General features: G+C 60.4%; 16 protein-coding genes. 4 read left to right on the top strand and 12 right to left on the bottom strand.

Translation table 11 applies throughout. The features are described 5' to 3' along the window. Positions 1–22 precede the first annotated feature (22 nt). From ACA067_RS14360 to ACA067_RS14350, 3 genes are read left to right on the top strand one after another with little or no spacing between them, the layout of a single operon-like run. Entirely contained in the window at positions 23–1,591 is a 1,569-nt protein-coding gene (locus ACA067_RS14360; RefSeq protein ID WP_497462372.1) for an AMP-binding protein, read from the top strand. Between the two features lie 57 nt (positions 1,592–1,648). Beyond that, positions 1,649–2,500 carry an SDR family NAD(P)-dependent oxidoreductase gene (locus ACA067_RS14355; protein ID WP_497462371.1) on the top strand — a complete coding sequence of 284 codons (852 nt, stop codon included), beginning with the start codon at positions 1,649–1,651 and terminating at the stop codon, positions 2,498–2,500. Positions 2,501–2,540: 40 nt separating this feature from the next. Further along, complete coding sequence (locus ACA067_RS14350; RefSeq protein ID WP_497462370.1) at positions 2,541–3,989, top strand: arylsulfatase; 1,449 nt, start codon at positions 2,541–2,543, stop codon at positions 3,987–3,989. An 80-nt stretch (positions 3,990–4,069) separates the two neighbouring features. On the opposite strand, the gene ACA067_RS14345 is transcribed toward ACA067_RS14350, so the two are convergent. The 9 genes from ACA067_RS14345 to ACA067_RS14305 form a co-directional block, all read right to left on the bottom strand. Next, entirely contained in the window at positions 4,070–5,722 is a 1,653-nt protein-coding gene (locus tag ACA067_RS14345) for a 3-(methylthio)propionyl-CoA ligase (RefSeq protein ID WP_497462369.1), read from the bottom strand. A 41-nt stretch (positions 5,723–5,763) separates the two neighbouring features. Continuing rightward, a complete protein-coding gene (locus ACA067_RS14340; protein WP_497462368.1) occupies positions 5,764–6,729 on the bottom strand; it encodes a WD40/YVTN/BNR-like repeat-containing protein in 966 nt (321 codons plus the stop codon). Positions 6,730–6,743: 14 nt separating this feature from the next. Beyond that, complete coding sequence (locus tag ACA067_RS14335) at positions 6,744–9,104, bottom strand: efflux RND transporter permease subunit (protein WP_497462367.1); 2,361 nt, start codon at positions 9,102–9,104, stop codon at positions 6,744–6,746. Positions 9,105–9,168: 64 nt separating this feature from the next. Beyond that, positions 9,169–11,022, bottom strand: coding sequence for a DUF1302 domain-containing protein (locus ACA067_RS14330; RefSeq protein WP_497462366.1), 1,854 nt, complete (start codon positions 11,020–11,022; stop codon positions 9,169–9,171). A gap of 30 nt (positions 11,023–11,052) precedes the next feature. After that, the gene (locus ACA067_RS14325) at positions 11,053–12,417 is read right to left on the bottom strand and encodes a DUF1329 domain-containing protein (protein ID WP_497462365.1); all 1,365 of its coding nucleotides are present in this window, start codon (positions 12,415–12,417) and stop codon (positions 11,053–11,055) included. A 66-nt stretch (positions 12,418–12,483) separates the two neighbouring features. Next, positions 12,484–12,867 (bottom strand): hypothetical protein, encoded by a 384-nt coding sequence (locus ACA067_RS14320; protein ID WP_497462364.1) that lies wholly within the window; start codon positions 12,865–12,867, stop codon positions 12,484–12,486. Further along, positions 12,864–13,256 carry a c-type cytochrome gene (locus ACA067_RS14315; RefSeq protein ID WP_497462363.1) on the bottom strand — a complete coding sequence of 131 codons (393 nt, stop codon included), beginning with the start codon at positions 13,254–13,256 and terminating at the stop codon, positions 12,864–12,866. The genes ACA067_RS14320 and ACA067_RS14315 overlap by 4 nt, the downstream gene beginning before the upstream one ends. After that, complete coding sequence (locus ACA067_RS14310) at positions 13,253–14,710, bottom strand: flavin monoamine oxidase family protein (RefSeq protein WP_497462362.1); 1,458 nt, start codon at positions 14,708–14,710, stop codon at positions 13,253–13,255. The genes ACA067_RS14315 and ACA067_RS14310 overlap by 4 nt, the downstream gene beginning before the upstream one ends. A gap of 194 nt (positions 14,711–14,904) precedes the next feature. Beyond that, positions 14,905–15,915, bottom strand: coding sequence for an AraC family transcriptional regulator (locus ACA067_RS14305; protein WP_497462361.1), 1,011 nt, complete (start codon positions 15,913–15,915; stop codon positions 14,905–14,907). Between the two features lie 259 nt (positions 15,916–16,174). Between ACA067_RS14305 and ACA067_RS14300 the strand changes: the two genes are divergently transcribed. Continuing rightward, positions 16,175–16,351 (top strand): hypothetical protein, encoded by a 177-nt coding sequence (locus ACA067_RS14300; protein WP_497462360.1) that lies wholly within the window; start codon positions 16,175–16,177, stop codon positions 16,349–16,351. Between the two features lie 164 nt (positions 16,352–16,515). Here the strand turns inward: ACA067_RS14300 and ACA067_RS14295 are convergent, their stop codons facing one another. The 3 genes from ACA067_RS14295 to ACA067_RS14285 are packed head-to-tail and all read right to left on the bottom strand — an operon-like array spanning position 16,516 to position 22,137. After that, on the bottom strand, positions 16,516–17,742 hold the full coding sequence (locus tag ACA067_RS14295) for an acyl-CoA dehydrogenase family protein (protein ID WP_497462359.1): 1,227 nt from the start codon (positions 17,740–17,742) through the stop codon (positions 16,516–16,518). Positions 17,743–17,794: 52 nt separating this feature from the next. Next, positions 17,795–19,573, bottom strand: a complete 1,779-nt coding sequence (locus ACA067_RS14290) for an acyl-CoA dehydrogenase C-terminal domain-containing protein (protein ID WP_497462358.1) — start codon at positions 19,571–19,573, stop codon at positions 17,795–17,797. Beyond that, on the bottom strand, positions 19,570–22,137 hold the full coding sequence (locus ACA067_RS14285; RefSeq protein WP_497462357.1) for an efflux RND transporter permease subunit: 2,568 nt from the start codon (positions 22,135–22,137) through the stop codon (positions 19,570–19,572). Before ACA067_RS14285 ends, ACA067_RS14290 begins: the two co-directional genes overlap by 4 nt. Between the last annotated feature and the right edge of the window lie 28 nt (positions 22,138–22,165).

Here is a 22,165-nt window from a genome sequence, read left to right as displayed (position 1 = left end):
TGTTTAAAGGAGTGCATTTGCCATGCGGATCATCGATCACTTCGATAACGCCGTACGTTTTTACCCCCACAACCTGGCCTTCGTCGACGTTGGCAACGATGCCAGCGCAGTGACCTACGCCCAGGCGGCGCCCGTGACGCAGGCCATTGCCGGCGCAATCGCCCACAACGGGTTCAGTGGCGGCGGCCATGTCGGCATTCTCGCGCCCAATAGCACCGTCGCCTTCCTCGCGCTGCTGGGCGTGTTCCGTGCGCGTTGCGTCTGGTTGCCGGTCAATCCGCGCAATACAGTGGCGGCCAATGCGGACCTGTTCAATGACTTCGAAGGCGAACTGCTGCTGTTCCATAGCGCCTACGCCAATGAGGCGGCGCAACTGAAAGAGCGTTGCCCCGGCCTTCGGGAGCTTGTTTGCATCGACGGCGATTGCGGCGTGGGGACATCCCTCGCGGCGTGGTCGCAAGGTGCACCGGCGAGCTACACCCCGGCCGAGGGAACGGGCAGCATGGACGATACCTTTGCCCTGTACCCCACGGGTGGCACGACCGGAAAGTCGAAGGGGGTGATGATTACCCATCGCAACATCCACACCTTCTTCAGCAACTTCTACGCGCACTTTGATTATCACGACACCACGTGTCATCTGGTGGTGGCGCCAATGACGCACACCGCCGGCCTGACCGGGTGCCTGCATTTCGCGCGCGGCGGGACCAACGCGATCATGGCCGGCGCCGTCCCTGAAGCGGTTGCCGACGCGATTGAACAATACAAGGTCACCCATCTGTTTTTGCCGCCGACCGTGCTGTACATGCTGCTGGCGTTGCCGGACATCCGCCAGCGCGACTATAGCTCGCTGAAGCATTTCCTGGTCGGCGCTGCGCCGACGTCACTGGAGAAGCTGAAGGAAGCCGTGCAGGTGTTCGGCCCGGTCATGTCCGAGGCGTTTGGCCAGTCCGAAGCACCGGCCGCGATTACCGCCAAGGCGCCGTGGGACTACATCAACGCGGACGGCACTATCAACGAGGCACGCCTGCAATCCATTGGCCGGCCTTGTGTACTCAACACCGTCGCCATCCTGAATGACGAAGGAGAGGAAGTCGCTCGCGGTGACGCGGGTGAGATCTGCATCCGCGGCGATCTGGTGACGCCGGGCTATTACAAGAATCCCCAGGCGACTGCCGAAGTCCGTCAGCAGGGCTGGCACCACACGGGTGACGTCGGGGTCATGGCCGAGGACGGCTATATCACGATTGTCGACCGCATGAAGGACATGATCATCACGGGCGGATTCAACGTTTATCCGAACGAGATCGAACAGGTGCTCACGACCCACGACGCGGTTCAGGACTGCTCTGTCATCGGTATTCCTGACGACAAATGGGGCGAAGCGGTGAAGGCGATTGTCCAGCTCAAGCCTGGCAAGCGCTGCACCGGAGACGACTTGATTGCGCTGGTCAAGGAGCGGTTGGGAAGCGTCAAGACCCCGAAGAGCGTCGACTTCACCGAGCAGTTGCCGCGCAGCCCGGCGGGAAAAGTACTCAAAACCGAACTGCGTAAAGCGTATTGGCAGGGCAAGAACAGGGCTGTGCACTGAGTACATCCTGTCTACCACTGACCCCTTTCAGCAACGACCATGGCATTGCGAGCAATCATGAAACTCGAACAGAAATACCCGGCAAAGCGTGCCTTCGTGACGGGCGCCGCCAGCGGTTTTGGCCTGGCCATCTGCATGCACCTCGCCAGCAGGGGCTGGAAACTGCTGATCGCCGACATCAACGCGAAAAGACTGGAGCAGGCTGAAGCGCAGCTGCGCCAACGCGGCGCCGAGACCTTCAGCATGGTGTTGGATGTCACTCGACAAGAGGCCTTGCAGGAGGCCGCCAACACCGTCAAACAACTGTGGGGCGGTGTCGACCTGGTTTTCAATAATGCGGGCATTGCGTCTGCAGGCATGATCGATGACCTTGCCCTGGAAGAGTGGGAAAAAGTCATCAACGTTGACCTGTGGAGCGTGATTTATGGCTGCAGGGCCTTCGTGCCTTTGCTCAAGAATCAGGGCGGCGGCTGCATCATCAATACCGCATCGAGCGCCGGTACGTTGTCCGGGCCTGAAATGTCGCCCTACAACGTGGCCAAGGCGGGCGTGGTGTCCCTGTCGGAGACCCTCAAGTCCGAGCTCAGCGGCTTTGATATCGGCGTCACCGTGGTGTGCCCGACCGTGTTCGCGACATCGCTGGGGGACTCGCTCACCAGCGAGCGCGCCATGGAGAAGCGCCTGCTGGCCCAACTGAAAAAGTCCCGATTCACCTCCGAGCACATTGTCGACGATGTGTTTCGCGCACTGGAAAAGGGCCGCCTCTACGTCATGACCCAGCCTGACGCCAAATGGGCCTGGCGGCTCAAACGCTGGATGCCGGAAACCTATTTCCGTTTGATCGCCTATCTGTATCGCAACCAGAAGTGGCTTTACGCCGAGCAGAAAGAAGCCGACCGATTGATCTGAAAAAACTGTTAAGTCAGTGCGCACCCGTGGAGAGCAAACAATGCAACGTATCCGGCTGCTGTCGTTCCTCATCGCATTCATGGGCTGCGCGCAGGCCCAGGACAAACCCAACGTCGTCGTCATGCTGGCCGACAACGTCGGTTATGGTGACCTTGGCGCCTATGGTGCGGGCGAGGCTCGGGGTATGCCGACCCCGCGCATCGACCAGTTGGCCAGCGAAGGCGTGCGCTTTACCCAGTTCCTGGTAGAACCAGGTTGCACGCCCTCCCGCGCCGCACTGCAAACCGGACGTTATTCACCACGTTCAGGCCTTGGCAGCATCATCGTCGCGGGCACGCCGAATACACTCCAGGCCAATGAAGTGACACTGGGAGAGCTGTTCAAAAGCCAGGGCTACGCGACGGGTTACATGGGCAAGTGGCATCTTGGAGCAAGCGAGCAAAGCTGGCCGACCCGCCAGGGCTTTGACCAGTACCGTGTTGGCGTTCTCGAAACCAGCGACAGCACACTGTATCGCGATGGTATGCAGCGCAGCGGGATTCCCGAGGCGCTTATCTCTGCGTCCGAGCCTGCCATCTGGGAGTCCGGGGCAAACGGAGTGCTGAAGCAAGTCCGCCCTTATACGTTGGGTTACCGCCGACAGGTTGAGGGAGATATTGCCAATTCGGCGGCGGAATACATCCAGCGCCAGGCCAAAGCGTCTGAACCGTTCTTCCTCTTCGTCGGCTGGACGAATACCCATTACCCGTCCCTGGTCGCCCCCGAGTTTGACGGCAAGTCGCGGATTGGTCCCTATGGTGACGCGATCATGGAACTCGATCACCGCACTGGCCAGGTATTGGACGCCATCAAGTCCGCCGGCGTCGAAGACAACACCATCGTGATCTGGCTGTCCGACAATGGCGCTGCACCGACTGAGGGACCGGCCGAGTTTCGCGGTGGCTCGAACGGGCCGTTCCGTGGCGAGCTCGGCGATGGGCTGGAAGGGTCATTGCGTGTGCCGGCCATGATCAAGTGGCCGGGCAGGATCGCGCCAGGGGCAAGCAACGCGATGGTGTCCATCCACGATGTCTTTCCGACGCTGGCGAAGCTCATTGGCGCAGCGGTTCCTGCCGATCGGCCGATCGACGGCGTTGACCAAAGCGATGTCGTTCTCGGCAAGCAGACCGCTTCAAAGCGTGAAAGCCTGATCACCTTCATCGGTGACGAAATCGTTGCCGTGCGTTGGCGGCAGTTCCGCATCTATCCGAAGCAGTTCATCAGTTCGGCCGGCAATCCTGCCATGGCCGGCGTTGGCGGCTACCGCGCCGAACTGACCGGTTATCCATCGATCTTCAATATCGAGCAGGACCCCCGTGAGGAGGTCAATACCGTCGCGGTGAACGCCTGGACCCTGGCTCCATATATGAAGTTGATCGGCGAATACATGAAGTCACTCGAGCACTATCCCAATCCCAAGGCCGTCAATCTGACGAAATTTGGTGGGTGATGTTTGTGTAGAAACCGCCACAGGTGTGCTGCTCCCGACCTTTCTCGGGAGCCAGCAACTTTTGATGTGAATCGGCTCGATCATTCCTGCGCCAAGCGATAGTCACGAAACTGCTCGCGCAACTTCATTTTTTGCAGTTTGCCCGTTGCCGTATGCGGCAGCGCCTCGACGTAAGCGACATCGTCCGGCAACCACCACTTCGCTACCCGGGTTTCCAGGTATTCCAGCAGTTCTTCCTTGCTGGCAGCCTTGCCGGGCTTGATCACCACGATCAGCAGCGGGCGCTCCTGCCATTTGGCATGGGGAATACCAATAACCGCCGCCTCGGCCACCGCTGGATGCCCAACCGCGGCGTTCTCCAAGTCGATCGAGGAAATCCATTCGCCACCGGACTTGATGACATCCTTGGCGCGGTCGGTAATCTGCATGTAGCCATCGCAATCGATGGTGGCGATATCACCGGTGTCGAACCAGCCGGCATCATCGAGAATGCTCCCGCCCTCACCCCGGAAATACTGATTGGCTATCCACGGCCCCTTGACCAGCAGATGGCCGGAGGCCTTGCCGTCACGGGGCAACTCGGTGCCCTCCTCGTCGACGATCTTCATCGACACCCCGAACAGCGCCCGTCCCTGTTTCGCCTGCAGGTCAAGTCGTTCAGCCAGCGACGCATCGCGGTGTTTGGGCAGCGGGTTGCAGACGGTGCCCAGTGGAGACATCTCGGTCATTCCCCAGGCATGCAGCACCCGGGCACCGAAACGGGTTTCGAACGTCTCGACCAGGTGTCTCGATGCCGCGGCCCCGCCAATTACCACCCGGTTCAGGCACAGGTCCGCCACCGGGTCCAGGCCACGGGCCTCGACGTGTTGCTGCAACATCATCCACACCGTCGGCACGCCCAGGGCCAGCGTCACCTGTTCGGTACGCATCAGCTCGTAGAGGCTCTCGCCATCCAGCGCCGGCCCGGGTAGCACCAGCTTGGCGCCGCACATGGCCGCCGCGTAGGGCATGCCCCAGGCATTGACGTGGAACATTGGCACCACGAGCAGCGCCGAATCCGCCGACGACAGGCCAAAGCCCTCCGATGTGCACAGTCCCAGGGAATGTAAAATCGAGGAACGGTGCGAAAACAGCACGCCTTTCGGATTACCGGTGGTGCCCGAGGTGTAGCACATCGAGGAGGCTGCCCTTTCATCGAGTATCGGCCAGACGAATTCACTGCTGTGGCCGTCGATCAGGTCCTCGTAACACAGCAGATTGGACACTTCGATGTCCGGCATCCGGCTTCGATCCGTCAGGGCGATGAAGGCTTTGACGCTCTCCATCCGCGGCGCGAGCTGCTCTACCAGCGCGGCGAAGGACAAATCGAAGAACAGGTATTGGTCTTCGGCATGGTTGGCAATGAATTCGATCTGCTCGGGAAACAAGCGCGGGTTGATAGTGTGCAAGACCGCGCCCATGCCTGACACGCCGAAATACAACTCCATGTGCCGATAGCCGTTCCACGCCAGCGTACCGATCCGTTCGCCGGGTTGCACCTCCAGTGTGGTCAGGGCATTGGCCAGTTGTTTGGCACGCCGGCCGATGTCGGCATAGGTGCAGTGGTACATCGGCCCTTCGACCGTGCGCGAGGCAATTTCGCTCCTCGGATGCGCCGTGAGGGCGTGTTCGAGAACCGATGAAATCAGTAGCGGTTGATCTTGCATCAATCCCAGCATGGTTTCGTGCTCCATTCAGATTCTGGTTTGAGTGCGCCGGTCGGTGCCGGCGCGGATTAATGGGTATCCGTCAGATCCTGATTCAGCACACCTTGGGGGCCGAACAGTGCCAGTTGGTTATCGCCCAGCGGCGCGAGCGCGGCGAGGTTCTGTCGGTCGGTGCGGATCTGCGCCTGAAAGCGCTGCAAGTCCTGATCGGCGACGGCCACCAACCCGCCATTGCCCACCAGCGCTACGCGACCGTCGTTGAGTTGGCTGACCGCCGTGATGGCTTCCTGGCTGCCGCTGTCCCTGGTTTGCCAGGTATCACCCTGGTCCTCGCTGACCAGCACCCGTCCGCTCATACCCACCAACAGCACGCGGCCATCGCGCAGGCTCGTGCCAGCCCACAACGAGCCGCCGACACCGGTATCCAGGGTTTCCCAGGTCGCCCCATTGTCGGGAGACCGGTAGGCGCTGCCGCCCTCGCCGGCGATGAACAGGTGGCCATCGCGCCCGGCAAAAATCTGGTTGAGGTGATAATCGTCGTCGCTGCTCACGCTCAGGCGCTGCCAGCTGCGACCACCATCGCGGGTTTCGCTGGCGTAGCCGTAGGCGCCGACGACAATGCCGTGCCGGGTGTTTTCGAACCACACCGACAGCAGCACTGGCTTGTCTTCCAGAGGCGGTTGCAGCGCCCAGGTTTCACCGCCGTCCCCGGTGCGCAGCAACACCCCGCCATGCCCCACGGCCCAGCCGATTTGCCCATCGGCGAAACTCAACGCCGTCAGCAGCCCATCCACCGGCACGGTTTTGGCCTGGTGCCACTGCTTGCCATTAGCAGAGAGCACCACCACACCGTGATCGCCCAAGGCGACAAGGCCCGCGCCCACCTGGGTCACCGCCACCAGTGGCGCCTGTTGCGCCTGGGTCAGGCGCATGGCCGATAGCTCGGCGCCGTGGCCATGGAGCACCTGCCCTGCCAGGCCGAACAACGCGGCAATGGCTAACAGGCGTGGCAGCGAAATCGTTTTGTTCGACATTTGACATCCCTCGATCAATGCGCAATCAGAGGCGCACGGACAGGCCCCCGCCGCGGAATCAGCACGTCCAGCATCACCGCAATGGCCGGCAGCAAGGTGATCGCCATCAGCATGTTGACCATGAACATGAAGGTCAGCAGCAACCCCATGTCGGCCTGGAATTTCAACGCTGAGAGCGACCAGGTCGCCACGCCGATCGACAATGTAATCGCGGTGAAAATGGTCGCCACCCCCACCTCGCGCAGGGCAAGTTTGAACGCTGTAACGATGTCCTTCCCTTCCGCCAGGTGCAGTTGCAGGCGGTTGTAGATGTAGAACGCGTAATCCACGCCGATGCCCACGGCCAGCACCATCACCGGCAAGGTGGCGACGGTCAGGCCGATGTCCAGCGACTTCATGAACCAATAGCCGAGGAAGGTCGCCAGGGTCAGCGGTACACAGCAGGCGACCATCGCCCGCCAGTCGCGATAGACCAGAAGCACCAACAACACGATCGTCAGGTAAACATAGAGCATCATCGGCAATTCGGAGGTTTCGACGATTTCGTTGGTGGCCGCCTGCACCCCGGCATTGCCACTGGCCAGGCGCACGGTGATGCCGTTCATGGGGTGTTCCGCCCGATAATGCTGCACCGCTGCGACCACGGTTTTCAGAGTGCTGGCCTTGTGATCGGCCAGGTACAGGTTGATTGGCAGCACCGTGCAATCGGCGTTGTACAGGCGCAGCACTTCAGGCACCTGGCGCACGGCTTCACCGATGCTCAGCTCATCGACCGGAAGCGCTGCCCATTTCGGGTTGCCCTCATTGACGCCCGAAGCCGAGAGTTTGGTCAGTGCCGGCAATGATTGCGCCGACAACACCCCCGGCACGTTGGCCAGGAACCAGGTCAGGCGGTCGGTGTAAGCCATGACTTCATGCTGGTAACAGCCGTTTTTCGGCGTTTCCACCACCACGGTGAACAGGTCCAACCCCAGGCCGAAATGACCGACCACGCTTTCCACGTCCTGGTTGTAGCGCGAGTCGCTGTGCAACTCGGGGGCGCCTGGCAACACGTGGCCGACATGCCGGCCCTGGCTCTGCCAGACGGCAACGCCGAGCAATACCAGGCATAACACCGAGCCGATCGCCGCATGGCGGGTTTCGGCCAGGCGCCCGAGTTTACTCATCACGCCATCGCGCCAGGCTTGCAGGCGTTTGACCCGGTTGACATAGGCCTGATCGAAATGGAAGAAGCTGGCCAGCACCGGCAGCATGATCAGGTTGGTGACGATCTTGTAGGCGACGCCGACCGAGGCAGTAATCGCCAGTTCGCGAATCATCGGAATCGGCACCAGCACCAGCGTGGCAAAGCCGACGAAGGCAGTAATCAAGGCCAATGTGCCCGGAATCAATAAACCGCCGAAGCTGCGGCGAGCGGCGGTCATCGCATCGGCGCCGTTGCAGACTTCCTTGGAGATGAAGTTGACCTGCTGCACGCCATGGGACACACCGATGGCGAACACCAGAAACGGCACCAGAATCGCCAGCGGGTCGAGACCGAAGCCGAGCAAGGTGATGGTGCCGAACTGCCAGACCACCGACACCAGCGAACAGCACAGCGGCAGAAAGGTCAGCACCCAGGAGCGGGTGTACCAATACACGGCGGCCAGGGTCAGCAGGAAGGCCAGCGCAAAAAAGCCCATCACGCTGGTCGCGCCGGCGCCGATGTCACCCATTTGCTTGGCGAAACCAATGATCTGTACGTCGTAGTCGCTGTCGGCATACTTGGCGCGGACATCGTCTTCCAGGCGTTTGCTGAATGCCAGATAGTCCAGGCGTTTGCCGGTCTGCGGATCCGGGTCGGCGAGCTCGGCCACCACCATGGCACCGGAGTAGTCGTTGGCCACCAGGCTGCCGACAAAGCCGCCCACGATGGTGCGATCACGGATGCCGACAATCGCCTGCTCATCAAGAGTACCGACCGTGACGTCACCGCCGATTACATCCTCGGCCTTCATGCCCTCCTCGGTGATCTGCACCGCGCGGGTATTGGGGGTCCACAGCGAGGTGACCGTGCGCCGGTCGATGCCCGGCATGAAAAACAGCGTCTGGGTCAGGTCGTACAACCGGGTCATGGCCTGCGTGTTCCAGATGTCGCCGCTTTTGGCGTGCAGCACCACGATGACGCGGTTGGCACCGAACAGCACATCCCGGTACTTGTTAAAGGTTTGAATGAATTCGTGCTGCTGGGGCAGTTGCTTGTCAAAACCGGCCGACATGCGCAGTTGCGAGGCGAAACCGGCCATCACCAGTGTGACGAGCGCCAGCACCGCCAGGGTCGACAGTCGACGCCGAAAAAAGAACCGCTCGAGACCGAGCACCAGAGAAGCCAGCATAGTGAGCCTTCCTGAAAAGCGGGAATGAGCTTCCCTCAGCCCGTGGCCGAGGGAAGACACGACATCAGAACGAGTAGGAAATGTTGCCGCTCAAGAAATCGCGGTCAGCCATCAGGTTGTTGTCCCCGCCTCCCCAGTACTGCACCCATTGCAAACCGCCCTTCCAGCGGTCGCGGTAGTTGAACAGCAACGAACTGGTCAGCGACTTGCGACCTTCGACGAAAGGCAGCGCGTTTGGCGTGGTGCCATGCACGTCGTGGGCGAAGTCGAGTTGCGGTGTCAGGGTGATCCCGGTGCCGAACAGGTTTGGGTAGTTGATGCCCAGCTCGGTCACGTAGCCCCATGAGGTTTTATCCGGCAGCGAATAATCCGGCAGGAAGTAAGGCGTCTCACCCGAGGTATCCAGGTCCGGGTAATGGGTGACCACCGCTTCGGTCAGCAGGAAACCGTCGGAAGCGCCCAGGCTGGTCGGGATAAACCCGAGCGGGTCGTTGGCCGAGAAGGTGTAGATGGCATTCACGTGAGCCTGCCATTTCTTCTCTTCGACAAAACCTTTGTTGGTGCCGGTGTCGTACACACTGAACTTGTTGAACTCCCCGGTGAACGCCTGGCCAAAGGGCACCGTGGGGTCAATGCCGACGCTGTCGTTGGGCCGATAGGACAACTCCGCCCCCACGGCCACCGGGCCGAACATGGTATTGAGCGACAGCCCGTACAGGTTCTTGTCTTCGCCGTAATTCCAGAAGTAGTTGTCGACCACCAGCCCATCCGGATTGGACGTAGCGGTGTAGCCCACGAAGGGCAACTTGTCGTGGTAGCGCTGGTAGAAGAAACCGAACTCGGTCGCGATCTCCTCCACCGTCCAGCGCAGGGCGATACCGTATTGGCCACTGTTCTTGGCCGAGCGCTCGCCGGCAAACGGAACCGCCAGGCCATTGGCGACCAAGGTGGCGTCGTCCAGGCCGCTGATCAACGGCTCGCCGCAACGACCGGTGGGTGTCAATGAGGCGCAGGTACCGGCACCGAGAAGTCCGTCGAGCGTACTGGTCGAGTAGTAGATCGGCCGGTTGCCCTCACCCACCACATCGGAGTTGGAATAGTAGGTGCCCACCGGGTCGATGCCGTACGCGTTCCACTTGAACTGGTAGTAGGTCTCCAGGTTCAGGTTGTCAGTCAATCCCAGGTTGAACGACGCCATGGGAGCCGGGACGAAGACCTCCTTCAACTGGGTGCCGGGCGTATGGTATTTCGTCAGGTTGAGGGCATTGATCTGGTTGATGCCGCCGGTGACGAAAATCTCTTCGCCCCAGCTGATCACCTGGTTGCCGACCTTGACCTTGGCCGGCATCTCGCCCAGATCGAAACTCTTGGCCACCCACAGATCGAGCAGGTCGACGCGTTCGGTGGCTTCGCGATCGGCATTGTCATCGAGTTCGGTGCGCCGGGTGTTGTCCATCTTGAAATCTTTCGACCAACTGACCCGACTCAGGGCGCTCCACCCATCACCGAACTTCAGACTCAGCTCGTGGGTGCCCTTCACGACCTCGGAGAAGACATCGTGCTTGTTGTAGTTCTGGTCGCCATCATCGGAGTTGGTGTAATTGATATCGGCATTGGCGTAGCCGTTGCCTCTGCTCAGGTTGTAAAACTCCCCCAACCCGGTATTGGTACCGTCGTTACAGCCGCCGCTGTCACCGCCGAGCAAATGGCAGTCACTCGATTGCATGCGCGTGGCGAAGCCGTATGACAGCGTGGAGTCGAAACTGCCGGAGATGCCGTCTTCGGAGCCGAAGCGCATGGCCTGGCTGGTATCCATCCACATCAGGCTGGAGGCGGCCATTACTGCCAGAGTCAGACTGTTTTTAGCGCGCGCGAAGCCTGGCGCGGCTTGGGCCGCGCCTTTTTTATTGTTGTTCATAGCTCTACCTTTACGCGGAGTTATTGCTGCTTAACGTTCGCCGCTGCGGCGCAGTTCGTTGGAGTTGAACAGTTTGTCGCTGACCCGGCCTTCGAGCCCCGCGGTCAGGTCGAGCACCTCGCCCTCCTGGGTAAAACCGTCAGCGATGTAGCGTCGTGCGACGAGGTCGTAGCTCACGTACTCGAAGCCGGTGCACGACTGCGTCTGAGGGTTGGCCCAGAGGCTGCCTTCCTGCACGCGCCAGAGATTGCCCTTGGCGTCGTACATGTCCACGTGCAACAGCGCCCAGCTGTCTTCGTCGACGAAAAACACGCGCTTGGCGAAGGAGTGGCGCTTGTCTGCCTTCACCGTGGCTTCCACCACCCAGACACGGTGCTGCTCATACCGTTGTGCGTCGCGATTGAGGTAGTCCTGCCCCATCAGCTTTTCGTACGTGTTGCTCTTGTCGACCAACTTGTAGGAGTTGTAAGGCACCATCATTTCCTTCTTGCCGATCAGCTTGAAGTCATAACGGTCCATCGCTCCGGTAAACATGTTGATCTGGTCGACGAAGTACAGGCTGTCGGTGCCGGCAATCGGATTGTCGTAAGCGAAGGATGGTGCGCGGCGCACGCGGCGCTGGCCTGGGAAATAGATCCAGGAGTCCTGCGGTTTGTCGAGATAGCCGTGCACCAGATACATCTCGCCAGCTCGCGATGGCGGTGTCAGCACGTCATAGAGCATCTTGGCCTCGAAGTCGCCGGCATCGACCGGACTTTTGACCGCCGCATCGTTGTAGGGGTAATACTCGCTGGCCCACTGCTTGAGCTCCGACAGCTCACCGCTCTTCTCGCGAAGCAGCATCGACACTTGCGCGCGACGCCCCTTGGCCATGTAGCGCAGCTTGTAGTTCCACATCACCTCGATACCGCTTTGCGGCACCGGGAACGGAATCGCAGCGCCAGCCGCTTGCTCCAGGTTCCAGCCGTCGCTGCCGATCTTGCTCTGCGCAGCGAACGCTTTGGTGCGTTGGGCAATCTCTGTCGGGAAGGTGCAACTGCGGTGCGTCGGATAGACGTCCAGGCGGTAGCCCGGATAGGCCTTGATCAGCTCGACCTGTCCGGCAGGTAACTGAGCTTGATACTGCGCGAGGTTCTTGCCATCGATGGAGAACAGCGGCTTGTCGGCGCCGTAGGGGTCGCCGTGGCCCGGTTTCCAACCCGCCGGAGCCTGGGTGAGTCCGCCATTCCAGGCGGGAATGATGCCGCTGGCATTGCCGGCTTTTTCTGCACCGAACGGCGTCAGCTCGTTACCCAGCCTGGCCAGATCGCCCGAGGTTGCCGCCTGGGCGCCGCCAGCACTGAACAGTGCCAACATAGCGCTGCACAGCAGGGACTTCTTGAAATGAATACTCATGATCACTCTCCCATTGTAATTATTGTGCAGGAGCGCCCGGCGCATGACGCCGGGGCGAAACGTGGATCAGGCGCAGACTGGCCTGGCGGCAACCCGGCTGGCGCACCAGCCGAAGCCCAGGGCTGAACCCAGGTAGACCGCTGCCAGCCCCCAACCGAGCGGGTTCATCGCCCCCGTCATGACTGCCTGAATGATGATGCCGGCGCACACAAGATCGGAGCCGATCAGCAACAGCGCGTCACGGCGTGGAAGGTCTTCGAGACTGCGGATGAACCAGAAGCCCAGACCGACAGCGAGGTACGTAGCGCCAAGGAGACGGCCGAGGAGCATGCCGTCGGCCCCCAGTGGCATGCCCACCCAGCGGAAGATCAGGCTTGGGTCGATCAACAGCAGCGCAGCAACAGATACGGTCAGCAGGCACTTGGGTTTGGTGTAGATCGTGATGCTCATGAGTGGGGTCCTTGTTGACTGAGGAAACAGGTAAGGGCCTGACGATCCTCTGCCTGGCGCAGACCACCGAAGGCCATGGCGGTGCCGGGCAGGAACGTCATCGGGCCACTGAGGAACGCGTCGAGCTTTTCCGTATTCCAGGTGAAGCCCGCTTGCTCCAGCGTTGGCGTATAGGTGAAGCCTGGGGCTGAACCTGCCTTGCGGCCGAATACGTCACCGAGCTTTGGCCCGACCTTGTGTTCGGCGAGTGAATGGCAGGTTGTGCAACGGGTTTCAAAGAGCCGCAAACCGGCAGTCGGGTCGCACGCTTGCGCAGCTTGCGCGGGCAGATTGATCAGCCCCAGCAGCCCGAGTGCGGCGAACAGCTGAGGGGCGTAGCGGCCAGTCATCCCAGCAGTTCCTTGGCCCGCATGGCCGCTTTACTGCCAGCGGCGATGGCGCCGGAAATGCTGCCGCGCCAGCCCTCGCCGTGGTCGCCCTGGCCAAAGAGGATACGGCCGCGATCTTTCTGGAAGTGCGCGTAGTATTTCTCGAACCACTCCGGTCTGTAGCTGGCGTAGGTGCCGAGGCTATAAGGGTCCAGTGTCCATTCGTAGCCGTAGGTACTTTCGACCTGGATGCCAGGGAAGAGCGGATCCAGAATCGCCTCGACGGCCTTGTTGTCGTAGATATCGATCTTGCCGGGATCGTTGCCGAAGGCGACAAAGACGGTGTTGTCGTCACTCACGTAATGCGGCATTACCAGGCTCAGCGGGTAGCTGGAGTCGGCCATGGCGGTGACTTTCGCCAGCTTGGTGTAGCCACCCTTGGCCTTGATGTAGAGCTTGATCCCTACGCCACAGTGCTTCTGTTTGCCGGCCTCGATCAGGACCGGGTCCAGCGCCGGCGAGAACTCGACGTTGGGCAGCACGTTCATCGGCAACGCGATGATCACGCTGGCGGCCACTATCCTGTCGCCATTTTGGGTGGTGACCACCGTGTGATCGCCCTTGTCCTCGATCTTCTTCACCGGCGTCGATAAGCGAACTTCCGGCTTGCCGTCCTCGATCATTTTGTTGATCAGGGCGATGGTGCCGTCCTTGAGCTTGTAACGCACGAGAGCGTCGTTGAAACCCTGCAGGTTCCAGCCTGAAAGCGCCCAATAACGCAGCATGTCAACGTAGGAAGTCTGATCCAGCGGGGCATGCGACGTCGCGCTGACGAAACTATCGACCGCCACCCGCTGCACCGGGTTGAGCTTGAGCTCATCCAGACGTTGCAGAGCAGTGCGCTTGTCACGGCGGATGATTTCGTTCCAGGTGTACCCGGAATCGAAGGGGCGATCCCAGACCTGGCGCGCCTCGGTGTAGAAGGCCTCGAAGGCTTCGTACAGCGGCAGCAACTGCTCGCCGGTCAGCTTGTGGGTAGTGTCGCCAACCCTGACCACATACTCTTCGCTCTCGAACGCCACGCTACTGGCCGGAGTCTCCAGCACTTCCAGGCCATAGCGTTCTTTCTCGGCCCAGACAGAGTCCTGCGACCAGTGAATCCAAGTGCCACCCATCTCGACTTTGTGGCCGTCGAACTCGGAGGTGAAGGTGCGCCCACCCAGACGATTGCGCGCCTCCAGCAGCAGGGTCTTGTAGCCGTTCTTGCGGCTGTCCCGCGCCGCCGTGACACCCGCGAAGCCACCACCGATCACCACCACGTCATAGTCGCAACCCGCTGTCTTGCAGTTATCGCCGGACGCCGCCGTGGCATGGGTCACAACCCCTGCCCCGGCGACAGCCACCGCGCCCACTCCGGCACCCTGCAAAAACTTACGACGACTGACGCCCTTGGCGCCGTTCTCATGCTTTGCCATTAACCCACACCTCTTTTTTTTGTTATCGGTGGCGGGCATGCAGCGCAGCTAAAAAGATTCCGGTCGCGCCAGACAACGCCGGCCGGGAAAGGTCATGCCCACCTCAGGGACAGAAGCTAACAGTGGCCATGCGCAGGGGCTTGCCAGCGGGCGTCAGAACCGTTGACATCTGACGCCAGCCGCAAAAAAAAATATCAGGAGTGGTTGGTCTTGGCTTGCAGGCGATATTGCTGCGGAGAGATTTGAGTCCAGCGACGAAAAGCGCGGCTGAAGGAACTGCATTCGGCGTACCCGAGCAGCAAGGCGACTTCAGTCAGGCTGTATTGGTCCTGCGCTACATAGACTTCGGCCAATGAACGGCGCACATCCTCGACCAGCAGCCGGAATTCCACCTGGTGCTCGGCCAGACGCCGTTGCAGTGTGCGGGGGCCCAGGCCCATGCTCTGCGCCACCATTTCCAGGCTGGCCCCGCCGCTGCTCAGGCTGCTGGCAATATGACTGCCAAGCTGGGCGAGAAAATCGCTGGCCGATGCCCTGATCCGGCGCTGCTGCTCGAGGAAGGGTTCCAGTGCCTGGAACAGGCGCGGGTCGGATGTGCGTATTGGCATGTCCAACAGTTCAAGCGAGAAATACAGGCGATTGTCCGGCTGTTTGAAGTGCAGCGGACACGCAAGCACCTGACTGTGTAACGACAGATCGGCCGGCATCTCATGCTCGAAGTCGGCCCGTTCAGGTGTCAATCGCGGATTCTGGGTGATCTCTCGCAACAAGCTGAGGAAAAAGCCAATGCTGAATTCGGAGTCCTGACGGCGCCGCACGATGGTCGGATCGGTGCACTGGTAAGACAGGATGACCTGCCCCCCGACGATTTCGAAATCCACCCGAATCGCGTGAGCCAGCACCACGGCGAAATGGCTCAAGCAACGCAGTGCCAGGAGCATGGTTGGCGCACTGCGTATCGCTTGACCATAGGCACCAAGGGCGGCGCTAACAGTCTGGAGGCCGATGCGCAGGCCGATCGACGCATCCACTCTGCGCCCGAGGATCTCCCAGAGTTCGACATAATTCGCCGCGGGAATCTCCACATCTGGGGCGTGCAGAATCCGTTCGTCCAGGCCCGCCTCGGTCAGGAACGGGGCGAACAGTTGTGCATTCACGCGAAAGAAGCTCTCGGCGAAGATGGTATGGGCACTGGGTCTGGACATGCTGGATAACGCCGAATGACGCCCTTTCCCGGGCAGGTAGTTCTTATAGGGCTCACGGCCCTGTCCCGATGACATGGCCGAACCCGAAGTCATCCTAAAGGCCATGAAACATTTTGCAAAGACTCTTCGGCCCGGCATCTATCAGGGGATCTTAGTCAATCGTCCCCCCCACCAAGGGGGGTGAAGTAGTTTTCAGCCCCGATAAAGTCAAGACACAACAGTACATTCCATCACTCAGCGCTTTCGAGCAGGTGAACCGATGAAAATAATAATAATGCTGTGTGTCATCGCCTCATTTACAGCAATGGTGGCTGTCGTCACCACACGCTTTGACGACGTTTCGCTGGCGTCGCTGCGCCAGGCCCGAAATGAATGCCAGGCGGTGAATCCTTACACTTGCCTCAGGCCATCGGTGAATTTTGCCTCGCTGCATTGATCGTGCTCCGAGCGTCGAATTCCAGGTTATTGCACCCGATGAATGAGGCAGTCCGTGAATCACCCATCCTTTTGGCTGGGAACCCGTCTCGCATTGTGGGTTGCTACAGGCTCCTGGAGCAAGAAGCCTGTTATTACGACGCTGGACAGTGCGGTACCAAAAAATCAGCCAACGCAGTCCTTGCCAAAGATCGCTCGTGCAATGACCAAACGCTGAACTTCATTGGCCCCCTCGTAAATTTCGCCGATCTTGCTGTCCCTGTAAATCGCCTCCAGTGGAAATTGCTCGCCAGTCGCTGCCAGCTCCTTGACGAATCCATAGCCGCCGCAGACTTGAATGGCATCACGCGCAACATCCCCCGCCAGCGAACTGCCGATCAACTTTGCCATGGCACACATCGACTGGATATTCGGCCGTTTTTTATCGACGATCAGAGCGGCCTTGACGTAAAGATTGCGGGCGTTCTCCAATTGCGTCGCGTACTCGGCAAACTTGAATTGCCAATACTGAAACTGCGCAATCGTCTTGCCGAAAATTTCACGCTTTTTCATATAGGCGCTTGCGAAATCGAACGCTGCCTGTGCCATCCCGACACCGCAGGCACCGATACCCACACGGCCAAGCGTCAGCGAGGTCAATGCGGCTTTCAGTCCCGCGCCACACTCGCCGACCAGATTCTCGGCCGGCACAAATACGTCATCGAAGTAAACATCGGCGGTCAGTTGGCAGTGATTTCCCATTTTCTTGTCGGGCTCACCGACCCGAACGCCATCGCTACTCATGTCCACCAGGAGCATGGTCATGCCACCTTCCATTTTGCATAGCACAAACATGTAGTGTGCAACCGGTGAGTTGGTGATCCAGCGCTTGCGCCCGCTGATCCGGTATCCCCCTTCGACTTTCCTGGCTTCGGTTTTCAACGCCTTGACACTCAAATCGGTGCTGGCATCTGGCTCGCTCGTGGCGAAGGCACCCACGATTTCACCCCTGCACAAGGCGGGAAACAGTTTTTCCTTGATCGAGGGCTGTGCGTGTTTGAGCGTGTGGCCGAACAGGATCAATTGGACATCAATCAGTGCGGCCGCGACACCGGAGGAAACGTAAGCAATTTCTTCCAGCATCACCATGGTTGCCAGTGTCGGATATTCCAGTCCGGCCCCCCCATATTGTTTCTCGAAAGGGATCCGCAAAAGACCCGCTTCACCCATTTGCCTGAGCAATTGCCACGGGAACGCCGCGACACTTTCGGGCGTGTTATTCAGTTCGTGAGCAACGGGGCGGAGCACGGTTTCTGCAAAATCCCGAACCTGCTTGCGGACTGCAAGCGTTTCGTCAGGCAACCAAAGGTCATCGTAGATTTGATCAGAAATGCGAGGCGTGGTTGAACTCATGTTTAATCCTTACTAGTGATCGTTACAAAGGCAGCCCAAGGCATGTGGCAGTTCAGAACTGCGCAGCCTCAAGCAGGTAGAGTGACTCGCTGCCGGCCTTCACCGAAGCGCTCAACGAATGAATACGCGGCAGCAGGCGGGCGAAATAGAACCGCGCAGTGCCCAACTTGCTCGCATAAAAATCGTCCTGCGCTTCTTTACCGTAAGCAGCCTTGGCCATCCGCGCCCACATGTAGGCGTACGCCACATAACCGAAGACTTGCAGATACTCGACCGAGGCGGCGCCGATTTCGTTCGGGTTGGTTTTCGCCCGGTCCAGCAGCCATGCGGTCAACTCGTCGAGGGTGGTCACGGCATCCTTCAGCGGCTTGGTGAACTCCGCCAGGTCAGCGCAGGACCTGGCGCTGAAATGACGAATCTCGTCCACAAACAGGTTGTAGTACGCTCCGCCCGTGCCGACGATCTTGCGGCCTACCAGGTCCAGCGCCTGGATGCCGTTGGTGCCTTCGTAGATCTGGGTGATGCGCACGTCACGCACCAGTTGCTCCTGGCCCCATTCGCGGATGTAGCCGTGGCCGCCGAACACCTGCTGGCCGTGCACCGTGGTTTCCAGGCCGAGGTCGGTGAGGAACGCCTTGGCCACCGGGGTCAGCAAGGCCACCAGGTCTTCGGCGCGCTTGCGGGTGGTGGCGTCTTCGCTGAACTTGGCGGTGTCCAGTTGCATCGCCACGTAGGTGGAGAAGGCACGGCCGCCTTCGTTCGAGGCTTTCATGGTCAGCAGCATGCGGCGCACGTCCGGGTGGACGATGATCGGGTCAGCGGCCTTGTCCTGGTGCTGTGCACCGGTCGGCGAACGACTTTGCAGGCGATCGCGGGCGTATTCCACGGCGTTCTGGTAGGAGCGCTCGCCCGTGGCCAGGCCCTGGATACCAACCCCCAGGCGCTCGTAGTTCATCATGGTGAACATCGCCGCCAGGCCCTTGTTCGGCTCGCCGACCAGGTAACCCACCGCCTCGTCGAAGTTCATCACGCAGGTCGCGGACGCCTGGATGCCCATCTTGTGTTCAATCGAACCGCAGTTGGCCGGGTTGCGTGCGCCGAGGCTGCCATCGGCATTGACCATGAACTTCGGCACCAAAAACAGCGAAATGCCTTTGGGCCCCGCCGGCGCGTCCGGCAGTTTGGCCAGCACCAGGTGGATGATGTTCTCGGTCAGGTCGTGTTCGCCGCCGGTGATGAAGATCTTGGTGCCGCTGACCTTGTAGGAGCCGTCGGCCTGGGGTTCGGCCTTGGTCCGGATGATCCCCAGGTCGGTACCGGCATGCGGCTCGGTCAGGCACATGGAACCGGCCCAGACCCCGGCGTACATGTTCGGCAGGTACGCGGCTTTCAGTTCTTCGCTGGCGTGGGCGTTGATCGACAGACAGGCACCGGCGGTCAGCATCGGGTACAGGCCGAACGACAGGCTGGCGGAGTTGACCATTTCTTCGACCTGGGCCGACACCGCCTTGGGCATGCCCATGCCACCGTAGGTGGGATCGCCACCGACGCCGACCCAACCGCCTTGCGCGTAAGTCTGATAGGCCTGTGGGAAACCGGCCGGCGTGGTCACGGCACCGTCCGCCCAGTGGCAGCCTTCTTCGTCAGCCGCACGGCTCAGCGGCGCGATGCTTTTGCTGGTGACCTTGCCGGCTTCTTCGAGAATGGCTTCGACGGTTTCGGCATCGACGGTCTCGGCCAACGCCGGCAGTTCGGCCCAGAGTTTCGTGACCTCGAACACTTCATTGAGGACGAAGCGCATATCGCGCAGGGGGGCTTTGTAATCACTCATGATGGAATGGCTCTCGAATTGTTGGCGCATTGATCGCCCTGATTGACAGGTGCCGCGACCTCGGCGGATTGCGTCATGGACTTCTTTTGGACGGATTCCATTGCTGTGGCTTGGGCCCTGGACATGACATGCCGCGGGCTGCAAAGCAGGAAATGTGACAGCGCCGGGATCAGCACCAACGCCCCGACCATGTTCCAGATGAACATGAAGGTCAGCAGGATGCCCATGTCGGCCTGGAACTTGATCGGCGACCAGGCCCAGGTGATGACGCCCGCCGCCAGGGTGATGCCGACCAGCGCCACGACCTTGCCGGTGAAGGCCACCGAGTTCTTGTAGGCCTCGGTCAAGGACAACCCGGCACGTTGCTGTGCCAATTGCACGCTCAGCAGGTACAACGCGTAGTCGACGCCGATGCCCACGCCGAGGGCGATCACCGGCAACGTGGCCACTTTCACCCCCATGCCCAGCCAGACCATCAAGGCTTCGCAGAGAATCGAGGTCAGCATCAACGGCACCACGGCCACCACCACCGCGCGCCAGCTGCGGAAGGTGATGAAACAGAGCACGATCACCGCGCCATAGACGTAGAACAGCATGGTGCGGTTGGCTTCACGCACGACGATATTGGTCGCTGCCTCGATGCCCGCGCTGCCGGCGGCGAGCATGAATTGACGCTCATCGTTGCTGTGTTCGCGGGCGAAGGCATCGGCGACCTTGACCACATTGTCGAGGGTCTCGGCCTTGTGGTCGGCAAGATAGGCCACCACCGGCATCATCGAACAATCGTTGTTGAACAGATCGGGGTTATTGACCGAAGCCTGCTGTGCGCCGTAGTTCAACACATCCTGGTTACGTGCGATGGTCAGCATTTTCGGGTTGCCTTCATAGGAACCCGCCGTGATCTGCCGCACCGCATTGACCAGCGACACTGTGGTTTGCACGCCCGGTTGCTGCTGCAGCAACCAACCGAGACGGTCGGCCTCGACCAGGGTTTCGTATTTCAGGCAGCCTTCGCTGGGGGTTTTGATCATCACGGCGAACTGGTCGCTGGACAGCGAGTAATTGGCGGTGATGTAGGCGTTGTCGCGGTTGTAGCGCGAGTCGGCGCGTAGCTCCGGTGCTCCCGGATCGAGATCACCGATCTTCAACTGGGTGCTGACCATAAAGCCGCCCACTGCCAACAGGCCCGCCACCACCACGGCCCCGGTGGCCCAGCGACGCTCGGTGAAACGGTCAAGGAAACTCCAGAGATTGCCCAGGCCCTGGCCGTGCAGTTCCTTGTCTTCCTGGCGCAGGGTGCGCGCAGCCGCCTTGCGGCTCACACCGCAATAGGACAGCAGCACCGGCAACAACACCAGGTTGGTGAAGATCAGCACCGCAACGCCAATACTGGCGGTGACCGCCAGGTCCTGGATCACCGGAATATCGATCAGCATCAGCACGGCAAAGCCGACGGCGTCGGCCAGCAGCGCGGTCAGGCCGGCCAGAAACAGGCGGCGGAAGGTGTAGCGTGCAGCCACCAGTTGGTGGGTACCACGCCCAACGTCCTGCATGATGCCATTCATCTTCTGCGCGCCGTGGGACACGCCAATGGCAAACACCAGGAACGGCACCAGGATCGAAAAGGGATCGAGCGCATAGCCGAACAGAGTGACCAGTCCGAGTTGCCAGGCCACCGCAATCACCGAACAGAGGATCACCAGCGCGGTGCTGCGCACACAGCGGGTAAAGCAGAAAATGATGGCGGTGGCGATCAGTGCGGCGGCGCCGAAGAACATCATCACCAGCATCAGGCCATCAAGCAGGTCGCCGACCAGCTTGGCAAAGCCGATCACACGGATCTTGATGGGCCCCTTGCCCTCCTCGCCCTGGCCATGAGCCTCGGCATTACCGGCGAACTCGTATTGGTTGCGCAGCTGTTCTTCGAGCATGCGCGAAAAGGCGTGGTAGTCGATGGCTTCGCCGGTGACCGGGTCCTTCTCCAGCAACGGCACGAAGATCATGCTCGACTTGAAGTTGTTACCCACCAGGCTGCCGACGATGCCCGAGCGGGCGATATTCTGACGCAGCTGCTCGGCACCCTTGGCCGAGCCGTCATAGGCGTCCGGCATCACCGGCCCACCCTGGAAGCCCTGTTCGGTCACTTCGGTCCAGCGCACGGCCGGTGTCCACAACGACTTCATCCAGGCCCGGTCTACGCCCGGGGTAATGAACAAGGTGTCGTTGACCTGCTTGAGCACCTCAAGGTACTGCGGGTCATAGATGTCGCCTTCACTGTTCTCCACCACCACCCGCACGGCATTACCCAGCCCGCGCAAGGACTGGCGATTGTCCAGGTAGTTTTTGATGAAGGGCTGGCTCTGCGGCAGCATCTTCTCGAAGCTGGCCGTCAGCGTCAGCCGGGTGGCCGCGAAGTAACCGAGCATGACGGTCAGGACCAGGCAGATCAGCACCACCAGCAGGCGGTTGTTGAAAATCAGGCGTTCGAGCAGGTTGCCGGAACGGGCATCAAAGCCCTTGAGCTCGCGGATCACCGGCATCGTATCGAGTTCGTAATTACCCATAACGTTCTTGTCTCTTTTGTTATACGAC

The organism is Pseudomonas sp. LBUM1674 (assembly GCF_059695635.1).
Note: the sequence above shows the minus strand (reverse complement) of the source record. Positions and strands in the feature narration are given on the sequence as shown.

What these genes read in the sequence shown, in the direction of transcription:
- ACA067_RS14360 (WP_497462372.1), top strand. Translation starts at nt 23, where the DNA reads ATGCGGATCATCGATCACTTCGATAACGCCGTACGTTTTTACCCCCAC.
- ACA067_RS14355 (WP_497462371.1), top strand. Translation starts at nt 1,649, where the DNA reads ATGAAACTCGAACAGAAATACCCGGCAAAGCGTGCCTTCGTGACGGGC.
- ACA067_RS14350 (WP_497462370.1), top strand. Translation starts at nt 2,541, where the DNA reads ATGCAACGTATCCGGCTGCTGTCGTTCCTCATCGCATTCATGGGCTGC.
- ACA067_RS14345 (WP_497462369.1), bottom strand. Translation starts at nt 5,722, where the DNA reads ATGGAGCACGAAACCATGCTGGGATTGATGCAAGATCAACCGCTACTG.
- ACA067_RS14340 (WP_497462368.1), bottom strand. Translation starts at nt 6,729, where the DNA reads ATGTCGAACAAAACGATTTCGCTGCCACGCCTGTTAGCCATTGCCGCG.
- ACA067_RS14335 (WP_497462367.1), bottom strand. Translation starts at nt 9,104, where the DNA reads ATGCTGGCTTCTCTGGTGCTCGGTCTCGAGCGGTTCTTTTTTCGGCGT.
- ACA067_RS14330 (WP_497462366.1), bottom strand. Translation starts at nt 11,022, where the DNA reads ATGAACAACAATAAAAAAGGCGCGGCCCAAGCCGCGCCAGGCTTCGCG.
- ACA067_RS14325 (WP_497462365.1), bottom strand. Translation starts at nt 12,417, where the DNA reads ATGAGTATTCATTTCAAGAAGTCCCTGCTGTGCAGCGCTATGTTGGCA.
- ACA067_RS14320 (WP_497462364.1), bottom strand. Translation starts at nt 12,867, where the DNA reads ATGAGCATCACGATCTACACCAAACCCAAGTGCCTGCTGACCGTATCT.
- ACA067_RS14315 (WP_497462363.1), bottom strand. Translation starts at nt 13,256, where the DNA reads ATGACTGGCCGCTACGCCCCTCAGCTGTTCGCCGCACTCGGGCTGCTG.
- ACA067_RS14310 (WP_497462362.1), bottom strand. Translation starts at nt 14,710, where the DNA reads ATGGCAAAGCATGAGAACGGCGCCAAGGGCGTCAGTCGTCGTAAGTTT.
- ACA067_RS14305 (WP_497462361.1), bottom strand. Translation starts at nt 15,915, where the DNA reads ATGTCCAGACCCAGTGCCCATACCATCTTCGCCGAGAGCTTCTTTCGC.
- ACA067_RS14300 (WP_497462360.1), top strand. Translation starts at nt 16,175, where the DNA reads ATGAAAATAATAATAATGCTGTGTGTCATCGCCTCATTTACAGCAATG.
- ACA067_RS14295 (WP_497462359.1), bottom strand. Translation starts at nt 17,742, where the DNA reads ATGAGTTCAACCACGCCTCGCATTTCTGATCAAATCTACGATGACCTT.
- ACA067_RS14290 (WP_497462358.1), bottom strand. Translation starts at nt 19,573, where the DNA reads ATGAGTGATTACAAAGCCCCCCTGCGCGATATGCGCTTCGTCCTCAAT.
- ACA067_RS14285 (WP_497462357.1), bottom strand. Translation starts at nt 22,137, where the DNA reads ATGGGTAATTACGAACTCGATACGATGCCGGTGATCCGCGAGCTCAAG.